Annotated in this window: 10 protein-coding genes and 2 pseudogenes; 6 read left to right on the top strand and 6 right to left on the bottom strand. The window is 73.1% G+C overall.

Going from position 1 to position 15376, the window contains the following annotated elements; all coding sequences use genetic code 11:
• The first annotated feature begins 243 nt into the window (after positions 1–243).
• Both ACWD4P_RS35745 and ACWD4P_RS35750 read left to right on the top strand, forming a co-directional pair.
• Complete coding sequence (locus ACWD4P_RS35745) at positions 244–1128, top strand: PGAP1-like alpha/beta domain-containing protein (RefSeq protein ID WP_359825972.1); 885 nt, start codon at positions 244–246, stop codon at positions 1126–1128.
• Positions 1129–1146: 18 nt separating this feature from the next.
• Positions 1147–5784 carry a caspase family protein gene (locus ACWD4P_RS35750; RefSeq protein ID WP_449782501.1) on the top strand — a complete coding sequence of 1546 codons (4638 nt, stop codon included), beginning with the start codon at positions 1147–1149 and terminating at the stop codon, positions 5782–5784.
• A 10-nt stretch (positions 5785–5794) separates the two neighbouring features.
• Here ACWD4P_RS35750 and ACWD4P_RS35755 read toward each other — a convergent pair whose 3' ends face one another.
• The 6 genes and pseudogenes from ACWD4P_RS35755 to ACWD4P_RS35780 all read right to left on the bottom strand — a co-directional run bounded on the left by ACWD4P_RS35755 (position 5795) and on the right by ACWD4P_RS35780 (position 10890).
• Entirely contained in the window at positions 5795–6790 is a 996-nt protein-coding gene (locus tag ACWD4P_RS35755; protein ID WP_449782502.1) for a hypothetical protein, read from the bottom strand.
• Entirely contained in the window at positions 6787–7695 is a 909-nt protein-coding gene (locus tag ACWD4P_RS35760) for an ABC transporter ATP-binding protein (protein WP_449782509.1), read from the bottom strand. The genes ACWD4P_RS35755 and ACWD4P_RS35760 overlap by 4 nt, the downstream gene beginning before the upstream one ends.
• A 143-nt stretch (positions 7696–7838) precedes the next feature.
• Positions 7839–8390, bottom strand: coding sequence for a GntR family transcriptional regulator (locus ACWD4P_RS35765; RefSeq protein ID WP_449782503.1), 552 nt, complete (start codon positions 8388–8390; stop codon positions 7839–7841).
• A gap of 124 nt (positions 8391–8514) precedes the next feature.
• Positions 8515–9558: pseudogene (locus ACWD4P_RS35770) on the bottom strand (DUF2079 domain-containing protein).
• A gap of 4 nt (positions 9559–9562) precedes the next feature.
• Positions 9563–10117, bottom strand: a pseudogene (locus ACWD4P_RS35775) (DUF2079 domain-containing protein); the annotation flags it as partial.
• Positions 10118–10239: 122 nt separating this feature from the next.
• Positions 10240–10890 carry an HD domain-containing protein gene (locus tag ACWD4P_RS35780; RefSeq protein ID WP_449782504.1) on the bottom strand — a complete coding sequence of 217 codons (651 nt, stop codon included), beginning with the start codon at positions 10888–10890 and terminating at the stop codon, positions 10240–10242.
• Between the two features lie 103 nt (positions 10891–10993).
• Between ACWD4P_RS35780 and ACWD4P_RS35785 the strand changes: the two genes are divergently transcribed.
• From ACWD4P_RS35785 to ACWD4P_RS35800, 4 genes are all read left to right on the top strand, one after another.
• A complete protein-coding gene (locus ACWD4P_RS35785; RefSeq protein ID WP_449782505.1) occupies positions 10994–11959 on the top strand; it encodes a GlxA family transcriptional regulator in 966 nt (321 codons plus the stop codon).
• A 69-nt stretch (positions 11960–12028) separates the two neighbouring features.
• Positions 12029–13000, top strand: a complete 972-nt coding sequence (locus tag ACWD4P_RS35790) for an alpha/beta fold hydrolase (protein ID WP_449782506.1) — start codon at positions 12029–12031, stop codon at positions 12998–13000.
• 83 nt (positions 13001–13083) lie between these two features.
• A complete protein-coding gene (locus ACWD4P_RS35795; protein ID WP_449782507.1) occupies positions 13084–13917 on the top strand; it encodes a MerR family transcriptional regulator in 834 nt (277 codons plus the stop codon).
• An 87-nt stretch (positions 13918–14004) separates the two neighbouring features.
• Positions 14005–15219, top strand: a complete 1215-nt coding sequence (locus ACWD4P_RS35800; protein WP_449782508.1) for an MFS transporter — start codon at positions 14005–14007, stop codon at positions 15217–15219.
• The last annotated feature ends 157 nt before the right edge of the window (positions 15220–15376 follow it).

Below are 15376 nucleotides of genomic sequence, written 5' to 3' on the forward strand. Positions count from 1 at the left end.
CACCCCGCAGGATGGACGCGTGCTGGCTGGCCGCCGCCACGGAGATGCCCACCCGGTTGCCGAGCTCGGTGGTGCTGCAGCTGTCGGCGAGGGCCGGCCGGGGAGCGGAGGCCTGGACGGCCGGGGCTGGGCGGGGCGGGACCGGCCGGGGCGGGGCGGGCCGGTCGGGACCCCCGGGAGGCCGAACGGGGCCGCGGTCCGGCCGCCCGGCGGTAGGCTCTCGCGCTACAGGGAGGGCGGGGTATGGCCAAGGTTGTCTTCGTGCACGGTGTCGGGAAGCAGTTCCTCAGTGAGGACTCGCTGGCGCGGGACCTCGTCCCCGAACTCATGGGCGGTGCGAGGCTCGCCGGCGGACCGGTCCCCGAACCGACGGACGTGGCCGTCGCGTTCTACGGCGACCTCTTCCGCCCCAAGGGCACCCGCGCGGCAGCCCGGCCGACCTACGACGCGGCCGACATCGAGACCGAGGAGGAGTTCCGGCTCCTCATGGCCTGGTGGGCGGAGGCCGCCCGGACCGACCCGGGCGTGCCCGCCCCGGACGAGCCCGGCACCCGCGGGGCGGCCGGCTGGGCCGCGTCCCGGTCGCTCCGGATCCACACCGTCCGCCGCGCCCTCGACGCGCTCACCGGCGCGAAGTACCTGCGCGGCGTGCTGGACGCGGCGCTGATCGGCAGTCTGAAGCAGCTGACGCGCTACCTGGAGGACGAGCGGATCCGCGAGGCCGCCCAGGCCCGGGTCGCCGCCCGGATCGGCCCGGAGACCCGGGTGGTCGTGGCCCACTCGCTGGGCTCCGTCGTCGCGTACGAAACCCTGTGCCAGGAGGACCACCCCGACCGGGACGTCCGGATGCTCGTCACCCTGGGCTCGCCGCTCGGCATGGGCGCGCTCGTCCTGGACCGCCTCCGGCCCCGGCCCGTCGACCGCAAGGCCCGGTGGCCCAAGGCCCTCCGGTCCTGGACCAACATCGCCGACGCGACGGACATCGTCGCCGCCGTGCGGGAACTCCGCCCCGCCTTCGGCCCCCGGGTCACCGACGTCCCGGTGAACAACGGCTCCCACATGCACGACGCGACGCACTACCTCACGGCCGTGGAGACCGGACGGGCCGTCACCGCAGGGCTGAAGTAAGAGGAGACCGGCCGGCCCATGCACTACCTGATCGCTGCCGGTACGTCCACGTACGGTGCCGACGAGTTCGACCACCTCCCCCGCGCCCTCGACGACGTCGAGCGGATGGCGGCGTTCCTCACCTCGCCGGGCATGGGCTACACCCGGGTGCTCGGGGAGGTCTCCCACGACCCGGTCTCCTCGGAGTTCGAGGACGCGCTCGCCGACTGGTGCGCGGGCGGCGGGCTCACCGCGGAGGACGTCGTGGTCGTCTACTACGCCGGCCACGGCGACCAGCCCGTCCCCGGCGCACCGTACCGCCTCGCCTGCGCGGACACCCGGTGGAACCGGCCCCGCTCGTGGCTGTCGCCGCAGAACATGGCCGAGATCCTGGCGGCCTCACCGCTGCGGAACGTGCTCTTCGTCATCGACTCCTGCCACGCGGCCAGGGGCGCCGGCGAGATCCAGGGCCTGACGGACGACATCGTGGCCCTCCGGCCGCGCGGCGACGAATTCGGAGCAGGCACCTGGGTCCTCGCCTCCGCCCGCCACCGCGACGCCGCCGACGACGGCGCCTTCGTGCCCCGGCTCATCGAGGTGTGCACGGCCGGCGACGGGCCGTCCCAGCGGTACCTCGCGCCGTCGGCGGTGGCGGCCAAGGTCAACCAGGTGTTCGTCACCGAGGGCCGCAAGCAGCGCGTCGCCTGCTCCTCGAACCACCAGAGCGAGCAGCCGCCGTTCTTCCCCAACCCCGGCCACGACCCGAGCGCTCAGGTCGGCGAGGGGGACGTCCCGGGCGACTCCTCGGACCTCTCCTCGCACTTCGAGCCCCGGGGCCGGGGCGTGGAGCACGTCCACGACCCGGGCTCGTACTTCACCGGCCGGCGGAAGGCCCTCGGCCGGCTGAGGGACGCCATGGCCGGCCCCGGCGGGTGCGGGGCACTGGTGGTCACCGCCGCGCCCGGCTCCGGGAAGTCCGCCGTGCTGGGAAAGCTGGTGCTGGAGGGCTGCTCCGACGTCTCCGTGAACGCCCGTCACCAGACGCTGGAAGCCCTGGTCGCCCGCCTCGCCGCCGTCGCCGACGTCCGGGCGGCCGAGCCGTCGGCCCTGCTCACCGCCCTCGCCAGACGGCGGACACCGCTGCGCGTCGTGATCGACTCCCTCGACGAAGCCGGCCCGGCCGGCGACCGGACGGAAGCACGGCGCATCGCCTGGGACCTGCTACGGCCCCTGGGCGCCGTACCGTGCGTGCGGCTGGTCGTGGGCTCGCGCCGGGAACTGCTGCCGCACATCGGCGAACAGGTCGGCTCCATCGACCTCGACAGCTCGCAGTACGCGGACGACACCAGTACGGCGGAGTACGTGCGCCGCATCCTCGGGGACACCGGCTCACCGTACGCCGGCCTCGACGACCGGATCGCCGCCATCGCGGGAGAAGTCGCCCGCCGCGCCGGGCACTGCTTCCTGGTGGCACGCATGACGGCCAGCGCCCTCCTGCGCGGCGGCCTGCTGGACACGACGGTGCCCGGCTGGGCGGAGTCCCTCCCCTCCGATGTCGGCGGCGCCTTCGAGGCCTACCTGCGGCGCATCCCGCCGGACCGGAACGCGGGGGTGACCGCCCTGCTCACCGCCCTCGCCTTCGGCGAGGGCAACGGTCTGCCGCGCCGGATCTGGCTGCTCGTCGCCACCCGGCTGTCGGGCATCCCGCTGCGGGAAGCGGACATCGACGCCCTGGTGCAGGAGGACGGGTCCTACCTGACCTGGGCGGAGGTGTCCGCCACCAAGCACTTCCGCCTCTACCACCAGGAACTCACCGACTACCTGCGGCAACGGGCACTGAAGGTCCGCGACCTCCAGGACGTGCAGGAGGGCTTCGTCGACGTCCTGCTCGACCTGACGCCCGGCCGGAACTGGACCCACGCCCTCCCGTACGTCCGCCGCCACCTGGCCACCCACGCGGCGGCGGCCGGATCCATCCAGGAACTGGTCGAGGACCCGGCCTTCGTCCTCGCCGCCGACCCGGCCGGGCTGCTCCCGGCCGTACGCCACAACTCGTGCGACCCGGTACTGGCGATGGTGGTCGAGCGGTTCATGGGACTCCCCGCCGCCGCGGGCATCGACCGGGCCGCCCACCTGGCCTTCACCGCCGAATCCCACGGCGCGGCCGACTTCGCCGGCCGCGCCGAGGAACTGTCCGCGTCGGTACAACGCATCCGGGTCGAAGCCAGGACCGTGACCCCGCACCGCATCGTGGGCCGGCACAACGAGGAGACGTACTCGACGACGTCCGTGGCCGGCGGGTGGCAGCTCGACGACCTCGTGCTGCCTGACCGGAACCGGGCAGTGGTCGCGGTCGCCCACCGGCGGCCCGAGGTCTATGTCTGGATGGTCGACACTCCCGCCCGGTCCACGAGCCTGGTGCACCCATCGGATGTCACGGGCATGCGGGCGCTGCCCTCCCGGCTTCACCCGCTGATCATCACCCTCGACGATCTGGGCGATCTCAGGGTCTGGGACGTCGACGAGCAGACGATCGTCCACCACATTCCCGGGACCCCCTACACAGACCTCCTCGACGTCGGCGAACTGACCGACGGCACCCCGGTGGTGGCCTGCTCGGCCCAAGGGCACGTAGCGGTTGTGGACGTCGCCGGAAACGCCCTGCTGAGGGTTGCGACAGGTTCATCGGGTCAAGGGACCGGCGCCACCGCCGCATTCGTCCGTCATGCGGACGGGTCGGCCCACCTCGTGGTGTGTGACGCGGCCAAGGGAATCGTCTCGTCACGCGCCGCCGACAACGGATGGAGCGAGACCGTCCTCCTCCGCGGTCTACGGATGCCGATGCTGCGCGATCGCCTTCCTCGGGACTTCGAATCCGCACTGGTATCCCTGTGGGAGCCGAACGAGGAGGGCGTGACCGGCCGCATCACGCTCCTGGACTGCGAGTCCGCCCGCGTCCGCATGATCGATCACGACATGGACCACTGGCCCAACGGTGGATTCGTCCGACTCGCGTCAGGCGAGGTCGTCCTCGTCAACGCTTCCTTCCGTTCGATCTTCACGTCGTCGATCAGGAGTGGTCGCGTCGAGGAATCGCAGACCGCCATGGACACGGAACAGCTCTTCACTCCATTCGCGCTGGCCCGCTCAGGAGGCGCCTACGCCGTTTCGACCTCGCTGGACTGCCGCATGGATGTCATCGACTGCGCCACCGGCGAACACGCCGGGCAGACACTGCGCGGCCATGAGAGCGCCATCTGTGCCCTGCACGTGCTCCCGCAGTCCGAACCCGACTCCCGGCACATCCTCTCCGTGAGCAATGACGGAACAGCAAGGCTGTGGCACGTCAGCCCCGGCGGCCAACGGCCGCAGGAGGCGCATGAGGACCACACCGACAAAGCGACGACCACCCTCATCTGCGCATGGCCGTCCCATCCTCAGGGGCTTCTCGCCCGATCATGGTCCGGACTGAGGTTGATCGACAGCAGGGCGCTGGATCACGACCACGACAGGCGAACGCCGCTCACGGCACTCTCGCTGACCGGGATGGAAACGCTGGAGATCGGGTCATACACCGAAGGTGAAAACGGGGAGTTCCACCTCCTTGGGAAGCGTGAAAGACTCACACGTGCTCCGGAAGCGATGATCGAGGCCACCTTCTCCTGGCAGCGGATGAGCCCCGACGGGACCGTCAGCAGCACCGACCCCAGCGCTCTCGCTCTGGTTCCCTGGGGGACCTCGTGCCACTTGGTTCCACCATCGCCCGCACATCCCGGAACGCGTCTGGTCGGATTGGACCCGACGAACGGACGGCTCTTCTCCGCGGCGTCCCCCGAAGCGGTCACCAGTGTTGACGTCCCTTGGAAGGCCGACCCCGACTCGACGATGGTGTTCACGGCCGGGTTCGCCGATCCCGCGGGCCACGCCGTTCTGTTCGTCGTTCTTCGAGTGGCCGCGACTGCCGGGGACTACACAGCGAGCGGTCGCTACAACTCCCGGGACGGGCCGGGCGCCGATGCCCCTTCGCAAGGATTCCTCTGGAACGCGAGCACCCTGCGGCCCGTTCATGACGGACTTCTCACCCTTCCGGCCAGGATCACGTCGATCTCACCGAGTCGCACCGATTCCGGCACGCGCTATGTCGCCATGGCCGGTGCGGACGACGGTGCGGCTGTCCTCGACCTGGAGTCCGGCGACCTCCACACCGTCTATCTCGGTCTTCCGAAGGCCAGGCGCCGCGAATTCCGACATCTCGTCAACAGCGACGACTACTGCCTCAAGTGGGCGTCCGCGAGGTCCGGCGAGCCGGTCCTGGCCTACATGGCCGGACTGAGTCGCGACGACACCGCCCTCTCCCCCGTCGTGGTCTGGGACTCGGCGCATCCCTCGGCCCCCGCCCGTGAACTGCCCGTCCGTGCCCGGCGGTTGCTGTGGACGGGGGCGGCGCCGAGTGGGGAGGCGTTGTTGGCGGTCAGTGACGAGTTCGGGATCAGGATGTTCACCCTTCCCGGGGCCGAGGAGGTGTGGTCGGCTCCTCTGCCCGCTCTCGTCACCTCGCTCGCGGCGCGGCCGGGGAGCCCGCATCTCGACCTCGGTGTCGCGACCCAGCAGGGTGTGGTCCTGATCCGGCCCCGGCTCACTCCCTACTGGCGGCAACGGCTGCTGCGCGAACCCTGACGCGCGCGCACTACGCGCGGCGCATCCGGCGGAGGACGACGAGCAGCAGGACCGCCGTGAGCACCACCAGGATGCCGGCCTCGACGAGTTGGATGGGGACGAGGTGGTCGGCCGGGTGGTAGCGGAGCCAGGAGGCGGTGGCGCCGTCGCAGTCGGTGCTGAAGCCGAAGGCGCAGCGGGTGTTGCTGACGCGGGTGCCGTCGGGGAGGACGGTGCCGCGGTCGAGGAGCCAGGAGTTGGTGGGTTGGGCGGTGCGCAGGGGGGCGACCCGGTCCACGGCGGGGTAGAGGTAGGGGCGGGCCCAGATGACGAGTCCGACCGTGGTGGCGACGAGGGCGCCGGTGAGGAACATCGCGGGGAGGGTGCGGCGGACGAGTTGGCCGACGAGGACGCCGAGCGCCAGGGCGAACAGGGACCAGGCGACCGGGGCGATGCCGAGGGCCGGGTAGGTGAAGAACTGGAACGGCGGGTCGAAGGCGACCGGGCCGTTCACGATGTCCGTCCACCAGACCCAGGTCATCAGGACGGCGAGCACGCCGCTGACGGCCAGGACGGCGAGGCCGGGGACGGCGAGGCGGACGGCCAGCCAGCGGACCGGGTTGACGGACTGGGCGCGGACCAGGCGGATGGTGCCGCGTTCGTACTCCTGGGCCAGCAGCGGGGCGCCGATGAACATGCCGAGCAGCAGTGGGAGCGCGGTGACGGCGGGCTGGAGGACCTGGAGGTACCAGAAGTTCGGGCGGTCCAGCTGCACGACGAGCTTCCAGCACCGAGTGCTGTCCCAGGACTCGGGGTAGTAGCAGTCGGTCCGGCGCAGGTCGCTGACGACGCTGCCGGCGGTGAAGTGGATCCAGAGGATGCCGGCCGCCGCCAGGACCAGCGTTGCGCCCAAGGTCCGCAGGAGGAGGCGATTCTGACGGAGTGTCAGCCAGATGAGCCCGCGCAGGAGGGGGGCCTTGACGGCGGCCGGTGCGGTGGCGCGGTCGGGCAGGACGGTCGTGCTCATGCGGCCACCTCGTTCGGGTCCTTCGGGTCACGCGGGTCGGCGGTGCGGTGCCGGGGCACGGTGGGGTGCGGGTCGGCGGGTGCGCGGAGGTAGCCGAGCAGCAGGTCCTCCAGGCTGGGGCGTTCGCTCTCCCAGTCGCCGTCCACCGGCTGGTCGGTGCGGACCAGGGCGATGGCCCGGCGGCCGCTGACGCGCCGTTCGACGACGGACTCGGCCGGCAGGGCGGACTCCTGGGCGGCCGGCCCGGTGAGCAGCCGGTGTCCGTCGAGGATCTCCTCCAGGTCGCCGGTGAGCCGGATGCGTCCGCCCTGGACGAGGAGCAGGTGGTCGATGACGCCGTCCAGTTCGGGGAGGATGTGCGAGGACAGCACGATGGTGGCGCCGCGTTCGGCGGCGGCCGACATCAGGGTGCCCATCAGCTGGTGGCGGGCGAGCGGGTCGAGGTCGGCCATCGGCTCGTCGAGCAGCAGCAGGTCGGGGTGCTTGCCGAGGGCGAGGGCGAGGCAGACCCGGGTCCGCTGGCCGCCGGAGAGCGCGCCGATCCGGGCCTTGGGGTTCAACTCGCCCTGGTCGACGATCTGCTGGGCGAGCGACTCGTCCCACACCGGGTTGAGTTCGCGGCCCATCCGCAGCGTCTCGGCGACGGTGAGGCCGGGGTAGAGCGGCTTGTCCTGCGGCACGTAGGCGATCCGGGCGCGCAGCCCGGGGGCCCCGGCCTCGGCGCCGAGTACCTGCAACCGGCCTTCGGTGGGCGTGAGTTGGCCGGCGGCGAGGGCGAGCAGGGTGCTCTTGCCCGCGCCGTTGGGGCCCACCACGCCGCAGATCCGCCCGGCCGGCACGGTGACGTCGCAGTCGCGCAGCGCCCAGCCGGTCCGGTATTTCCTGCCGAGGCCGGTGGCCTCCAGGGCGGTTCCCGGGGTGGTCCCCGGGGCGGATTCCGGGGCCGCTCCCTGCGCGGCCTCCGGTACGGGCGCCGACGCGGGCGCCGTGGTCGTCGGGTTGTCCACCCGGTCCCCCCACTGTTCTCGGTTCGGTGTTGTGCGGGGCCTCAGGCCCCGGTGCGGCGGCGGCCCTCGGCCCCGCCGTCGGCGGCTTCGGCCGCGCTGCCGGTGCCGGTGCCGGTGGCCCTGGCCTTGGTGGCCCGGGCGCCGGCGGCCTGGGCTTCGGTGCCGGCGGCCTGGGCTTCGCTGCCGTCGGCCCGGCTGTCGGCCCCGGTCGCGAAGCGCTGTTCCAGGACGGACGCCATCAGCGCGGCGATGTCCTCGCGCTCCAGTCCGGCTCCCCTGGCCTGGTCCACCCATCCGACCAGGTCCGCGCGGAGCGGCCCGTCCGCCGCCGCCTCCGGCCGGGCGAGCGAGCGCCGGACGAAGGTGCCGAGCCCCGGGCGGGGTTCGACGAGTCCTTCGCGCTCGAGTTCGCGGTAGGCCTTCAGCACGGTGTTGGGGTTGATCGCGGTCAGCTCGACCACCTCACGGGCGGTCGGCAGCTTGTCTCCGGGTTGCAGCAGTCCGAGCCGCAGCGCCTGTTCGGTCTGCTGCACGATCTGCTGGTAGGTGGAGACGCCGCTGCGCCGATCGATGCGGTACTCGATCACCGGCATTCCGGCCTTTCACTAGTTCAATAGTGGAATAGTGGCCCACGGCGGCACGGGGGTCAAGCCGGACCGGGGGCTCCCGGCGGAGCGTTCCGCGAAGCGCTCCGCGGACCACTCCGTACGGGGCGCTTCAGGGGCGTCGCAGCAGGAGCAGGCCGTCCTGCTCGACCAGCGGCCGGTAGCCGTGTTCCCGGTAGACGGCCAGCATCCGGGCGGTGTCGGCGGTGGCGCACGGGGACAGCACGCTCGGGTCGCGCAGGTCGACGGCCACCCACTGCGGCTCCTGGCCCGTCGGCTGCCGGCACACCAGCGTGACCTGCGCCCGGGCGGTGAGCTGGGCGGCCAGCCGGTTGGAGGCGGCCACGGTGGCGCCGTCGGGTATCCGTCCGAGCAGCGCCCGGGTCTCGGTGAGCCTGGGCGAGGTGCGCCAGGCCTCGGGCATCACCACCTCGTGCAGGGGGTAGAGCGGCAGCGTCACCGCGGCCACCAGGGTGCTGACGGCGAGCGCGCGCCTGGCACGCCGTGTGTCGACGCGGCGCAGGACGTCCACCAGGGCCGCGAACACGATCGGCATCAGCACCGCGTTGCAGTGGTAACTGACGCCCCAGTAGTGCGAGTTGGTGGAGAGCAGTCGCCAGGCGAGGGTGGGCAGGCAGAGCAGGACGAGCGGCGAGCGCAGGCCGGCGAAACCGGCCGTGGCGGCAAGCAGGAACAGCAGCAGCCACGTCACCGGCGGCCGCCCGATCCGCAGCGCCGACGCCCAGAACGAGGACTGCCCGCCGCCGCCCAGCTACTGCCAGTAGTCGAAGCCCCCGGCCGGGTTGAACGACGGGAGCACGACGAGCACGGTGAGGGCGGTCGCGGCGAGGCCGAGGACGGCGAGGGCGAGCCCGGGCAGTGGGGACCGCCGCCGCTCCCGCCGGGCCTGCCAGGCGATCAGCAGCCCGACGGCGGCCACCGTCAGCCCCAGGTCCTCCTTGACCAGCAGCAGCGGCAGGGACCAGAGCGCGGCGGCGAGCGGGCGGCGCCGGCCGAGTGTGGTGGCGGCGCAGGCGAGCAGCGGGACGGCGAAGGCGATCTCGTGGAAGTCGTCGGCCGCGGCCCGGACGATCCCCCCAGGAGGCCCCGGTGGCGCAGCCGACGAGGAGCGCCACCCGCGGCCCGGCCACCTCATGGGCCCAGGAGCTCAGCGGGACGACGGCCAGCGCCATCAGCAGCGCCTGGGCGACGACGAGGGTGAGCGGGCTCGGGAGGGCCCGGTAGACGGGGGCGAGGACGGCGATCAGCGGGTGGAAGTGGTCCCCGAGCAGGTGGTAGCCGGGCCCCTTGAGCGGCACGATCGGCGCCTGCCCGTGGGCGTACGCCCGGACGGCCTGCTCGAAGATGCCCAGGTCGTAGGCCTTGGTGAGGCCGCGCCGGTGCCGGTTGACGGCGACGCAGGCGTGGAGCGCGGCGAACCCGGCCGCCAGGCCCCAGGCGAGCGGGGCGGAACGGCGGGCGCACGACCTCACGAGCGTCGCGAACGCCACGGACCTTGCGGGCATCGCGAACGCCACGGGCGCCACGGGCGCCGGGGGCGTCGCGGGCACCGTGGACGGCGCCGGGGGCACCGCGGACGGCGCCGGGGGCACCGCGGACGGCGCCACGGGCGTCGCGGGCCGCAGCGGCATCGCGGGCGCCGGCGTCGCCGGCGGGGCGGAGGTTCGGAGCCTGCGGGAGACGGAAGCGGGCATCGGCAAAGTACCCTTTCACTATTCGATTAGTGGAAGGGTGGTGGAACCCCGGGCAACCGTCAAACCCGGTCGGACGACGCCGACCGGGCCTTCGGGCTGCCCCTCCGGGGCCGCGATCCGGCTCACTCCGCCCAGTCGGAGCCCTTGATCACCTCCACGAAGTCACCGCGCTCGAAGCCCGGCACGAAGTGGGCGAGCACGTCCGCCTTGACGTTGCCGAAGGTGGTGTCCGGGCGGTTCCGGATCCCGGCGGTGAACACGGCCAGGATGCGGTTCTTGAAGTCGGGCCGCGGGTGGGCGGCGACCACGGCGGCACGCTGCCCAGCCGTGATCGCGTGGTAGCCGAGGCCCAGCATGTCCAGTTCCACACCCCGGGTGACGAGGGCGATCTCGGGCGCCATGTGCAGCGGGATCTCCGGGGTGGTGTGCAGGGCGATGGCGGTCCAGACCCGCTGCGCAGGCTCACCGGTGACGCCGTGGGACTCCAGGAAGCGGCGGGCCTCGTCGGCGCCGTCGACCTCGAACCGCTGGTCGGTCCGGCCGAAGCGGCTGGTGAGGCCGAGGTCGTGGAACATCGCGCCCACGTACAGCAGCTCCGGATCGAACTCCAGCCCCTGTTCGGCACCGCGCAGCGCGCCGAACAGGAACACCCGGCGCGAGTGGTCGAACAGCAGCGGCGAGGCCGTGTCCCGCACCAGCTCGGTCGCCTCGCGAGCCAGGGCGCTGTCCGGGATGCGCACGCCCGCGATCGTCTCCACCGTCTTGTTCGTCATGGTTTCCTCCGCCTTCACGACTGTTCGACCGACTCCTCCACCTTCGCCGCCGGGCGTAGGCTGGCGCCATGTCCGCACAGACACCCACACCTCGGATCCGGACATGACGTCCCGGGTCGCCTTCCTCGTCTTCGACGGCATGACGCTGCTCGACGTCAGCGGCCCGCTGGAGGTCTTCCACCAGGCCGGCCGGCTCGGCCACCCGTACGGGACCGTCCTGGTCTCCCCCGAGGGCGGCACCGTCACGGCCTCCAACGGAGTGACCCTGGCGGACACCGCCGCACCACGGGACGCCGGGGGGATCCTCGACACCCTGGTGGTGGCCGGAGCCGACCACCTGGCCGCCGAGGGCCCCGACGAGCCCCTGCTCGCCGCCGCGCGCGGCCTCGCCAAGCGGGCCCTGCGGGTCACCTCCGTGTGCAGCGGCGCCTTCGTGCTCGCCGCGCTCGGGCTGCTCGACGACCGCCGGGTCACCACCCACTGGCGCCACGCCCCGACCCTCGCCCTCCGCCACCCCCGGGTGCGGGTCGAACCGGACGCCCTGCACATCCACGACGGCCGCTACCACACCAGTGCCGGCATCACCGCGGGCATCGACCTCGCCCTCGCCCTGGTCGAACTCGACCACGGCGCCGAGGCCGCCCGGGCGATCGCCCGCGAACTGGTCGTCTTCATGCAGCGCCCCGGCGGCCAGTCGCAGTTCTCCACCGCCCTGGCCACACCGCCCGCCCGCAGCGACCTCCTGCGCACCCTCACCGACGCCGTCCTCGCCGACCCCGCCGCCGACCACAGCCTGCCCGCGATGGCCGCCGCCGCGGCCGTCAGCACCCGCCACCTCACCCGGCTCTTCCAGGCGGAACTGCACAGCACCCCGGCCCGCTGGGTCGAACGCGTGCGCCTCGACCGCGCCCGGCAACTGCTCCTCGACGGCCACGGCGTCACGGCCGCGGCGCGGCACAGCGGTCTGGGCAGCGACGAGACCCTGCGCCGCGTCTTCGCCCGCCACCTCGGGACGACCCCGACCGAGTACCGCAACCGTTTCACCACCACCCACGACCCGGCCGGTTGACGCCCGGCCCCCGGACACGTCCCCGGGCGGCTTGACCTTGACGCTACGTCAGGGTTGGACGCTTTCCCCATGACGAACGAGAGCGCTTCCGCCACCACACCCATGTCCCCGCCCGCAGCCACGCCCGCCTCCTCCTCCACCGACGCCGCTCCGCCGCACCCCCCGGTCGGCGGGTTCCAGGAGGTCGACGGCCGCCACCTCTACGTGCACCGGCAGGGCACCGGCGGGCCCGCCGTCGTCTTCCTGCCCGGCGCGAGCGCGATCGGTCTGGACTACTTCGGCGTCCAGCAAGGGGTTTCGCAGTTCACCACCGCCGTGGTGTACGACCGCGGCGGCACCGGCTACAGCGACGAGGTCGCGCTGCCGCGCACCGCCGACGACGTCGCCACCGAGCTGCACGAACTGCTGCGCGCCCAGGGCATCCCCGGCCCGTACGTCCTGGTACCGCACTCGCTCGGCGGCGCCTACGCCCACGGGTTCGCCCAGCGGTACCCGCAGGACGTGGCCGGGCTGGTCTGGCTGGACGCCTTCCACCGGAACTGGGACGACTTCGTGCCCGCCGAGGCGAGTCTGGCCGCCAGCGTACGGATGTCGCCCACCGAGGAGCAGCTGCGGCAGGCCCTGCCGGCCATCCGGCGGATGGCCGAGGAACTGCTGGTGGACTACCCGGCCGACGTCCGTGACGCGGTGACCGAGTACCACGTGAGCGAGCGCTGGATCCACGCCGGGATCGCCGAGCGCGCCTCGATGCCCGACCTGGCCGTCGAGCTGCGGGCCGGGGCCGATCTCCCCGACGTCCCGGTGATCGCGCTCACCCCGATGGGCATCGACCCCGGGCAGCAGGCGCTGATGTCCGCGGAGACCCTGCGGGCGATGCACGACGGCAAGGCCCGGCTGGACGCTGCCATGGTGAACGCGGTCTCCGACGGGGAACAGCGCGTCCTCTCCGACACCGGGCACAGCCAGCTCGTCTTCGAGCGCACCGACGCCGTCGTCCAGGCGATCCGCGACGTCGTCGACCACGCGCGCCGCCGCGCCTAGACTGCGCCCCGCCGCACCCCGGCGGGAACAGGATTCCCGCCGGGGACAGAAGCAGGAACAAGGGACAGGAACGGAGCCGGACGGTGCTCACGATCAGTCAACTCGCCGCGACCGCCGGTGTGACCGTGCGCACCGTCCGCCACTACCACCAGGTCGGGCTGCTGCCCGAACCCGGGCGCGACGGCTCCGGCTACCGCCGGTACAGCGCGCAGGCCGCGGTGGACCTCATCCGGATCAGGACGCTCGCCGACGCCGGGGTACCGCTGGCCCGGATCGACGCGCTGCTGCGGGCCCGGCCGGAGGAGTTCGCCGCCGCCGTCACCGATCTCGACGCCGAACTGCGGCGCCGGATCGACCAACTCGCCGAGCACCGGCGCCGGATCGCCGACCTGGCGAGCGGCGAGCGGCTCGCGCTGCCGCCCGAGGTGGTCGCCATCCTCGACCGGATGCGCGCGCTCGGGGTCAGTGAACGGTCCGTACGGCTCGAACGCGACACGTGGATCCTGTTGCAGGCCCTCGACCCCGAGACGATGCGCGACGGCATCCGGGCGAAAAACGCCGGCTTCGACGACCCCGAGACCACGCGGCTGTTCCTGCTCTGCGACCAGTCGCTCGACTGGGACCCGTACGATCCGCGCGTGGACCGGCTGATCGACGACCTGGACGCGTGGGAGATCAGCCACGGACGGAACAGCAGCCGGCCCACGAAGCAGGCGGTGATCTTCTCCCGGATCGCCGAGGCCTCGCCGGTCTGGCAGCGCATCCTCGACGTGCTGGCGCACCGCGCCAAGCAGCGCCACTCCGCCGGATCGGCCGGATCGGCCGGATCGGCCGGATCGGCCGAAGTCGCCACCATCACATCCACCGTCGCCACCTCCACCGCCGCCGCGGACACACCCGCCTCCCGGAAGCGTTGACGTCGGATTCACGCCAGCCCAACCCCCGCCCGCCCTGGTGGACTTCGGGCCATCGACCCACCGCCCACCACCGACGGGACCTCCGGCATGCCGACCGGCACCACCCTCCGCTCCGCTCCGCCCACCCCGAAGCCGCGCACCCGGGAGGGCGGCACCCTCGCCGTCCTCGCCGTGACGACCGGCGTCTTCTCCATCGTCACCACCGAGATCCTCCCGATCGGCCTGCTGACCCCGATCGGCGCCACCTTCCGGATCTCCGACGGCACGGCCGGGCTGATGATGACCCTGCCGGGCATCGTCGCCGCGGTGGCCGCACCCGTGGTCACCGTCGCGACCAGACGTGCGGACCGGCGGACCATGCTCTGCGCGCTGCTGGCAGTCCTCGCCCTGGCGGACCTGCTCAGCGCACTCGCCCCCGGCTACTGGGCCGTCCTGGCCGCCAGGGTCGCCCTCGGCCTGGTCATCGGGGCGTTCTGGTCGATCGGTTCCGGGCTGGCACCGCGCCTCGTCCCCGAGCACCGGCAGGCCCGGGCCAACACGTTGATCTTCTCCGCCGTGCCACTCGGCTCGGTGCTCGGCGTGCCGGCGGGCGTCTACCTCGGCTCCCTGGCCGGCTGGCGGACGGCCTTCCTCGCGATGGCCGTGCTGACCCTGCTCGCCCTGGCCGCCCTCCTGCGGTCGCTGCCCCCACTGCCGCCGCTCACCGCCACCGGGCCGGGCGTGCTGCGCGGACTGCTCGCCGGCCGGGGCACCCGGACCGGCATCGCGGCGACCTTCCTGATCGTGGTGGCCCACTTCGGCAGCTACACCTACGTCACCCCCTTCCTCGCCGACACCACCCACGCCGGCACCGGCCTGATCACCGCCCTGCTGCTCGTCTACGGAGCCGCGGGACTGCTCGGCAACGTGCTGGCCGGCGGACGGGCGGCCGGGGCCCTGCGTCCGGTGTTCGGCGCGGCGGCCGTCCTGCTCGCCGGCGCGGCCCTGCTGCTGCCGCTGCTGGGCACCTCGGGACCGGGTGCCGCCGTCCTGCTGACGCTCTGGGGCCTGGCGTACGGCGCCGTGCCGGTGTGCTCGCTCAGCTGGTTCCTCGCCGCGGCCCCGCACACCCCGGAGGGCGCCGGAGTGGTGTTCACCTCGGCGTTCCAGGCCGGCTTCTCGATCGGCGCGCTGGCCGGCGGCCTGGTGGTGGACCACTCCTCCCCCGCCACGGTCATGCTGCTCGGCGGGGCCGTCGCCCTGCTCGCCGCGGCCACCGTCGGGCGGTACGGCCACCGGGCCCGTCCCGAGCCGACACCCTGACGCGCCTGCGTCCCGGCCCTGGTCGTCGGCACGGTTCGTGGCGAGAATGCCGGGGTGCCGGCAGCCCGCCCGGCTCGCCGACGGTCTCCGAGCGGACGTCCAGTCCGGCCGCGACCGCCTCGGAGACCAGGTGCGGGATGTCCGAGTCGGCCGGCCC

It is taken from the genome of Kitasatospora sp. NPDC002543, from assembly GCF_053594915.1.

Excerpts from the sequence above, each read along its gene's own strand:
- ACWD4P_RS35745 (WP_359825972.1), top strand. The coding sequence starts at position 244 with ATGGCCAAGGTTGTCTTCGTGCACGGTGTCGGGAAGCAGTTCCTCAGT.
- ACWD4P_RS35750 (WP_449782501.1), top strand. The coding sequence starts at position 1,147 with ATGCACTACCTGATCGCTGCCGGTACGTCCACGTACGGTGCCGACGAG.
- ACWD4P_RS35755 (WP_449782502.1), bottom strand. The coding sequence starts at position 6,790 with ATGAGCACGACCGTCCTGCCCGACCGCGCCACCGCACCGGCCGCCGTC.
- ACWD4P_RS35765 (WP_449782503.1), bottom strand. The coding sequence starts at position 8,390 with ATGCCGGTGATCGAGTACCGCATCGATCGGCGCAGCGGCGTCTCCACC.
- ACWD4P_RS35780 (WP_449782504.1), bottom strand. The coding sequence starts at position 10,890 with ATGACGAACAAGACGGTGGAGACGATCGCGGGCGTGCGCATCCCGGAC.
- ACWD4P_RS35785 (WP_449782505.1), top strand. The coding sequence starts at position 10,994 with ATGACGTCCCGGGTCGCCTTCCTCGTCTTCGACGGCATGACGCTGCTC.
- ACWD4P_RS35790 (WP_449782506.1), top strand. The coding sequence starts at position 12,029 with ATGACGAACGAGAGCGCTTCCGCCACCACACCCATGTCCCCGCCCGCA.
- ACWD4P_RS35800 (WP_449782508.1), top strand. The coding sequence starts at position 14,005 with ATGCCGACCGGCACCACCCTCCGCTCCGCTCCGCCCACCCCGAAGCCG.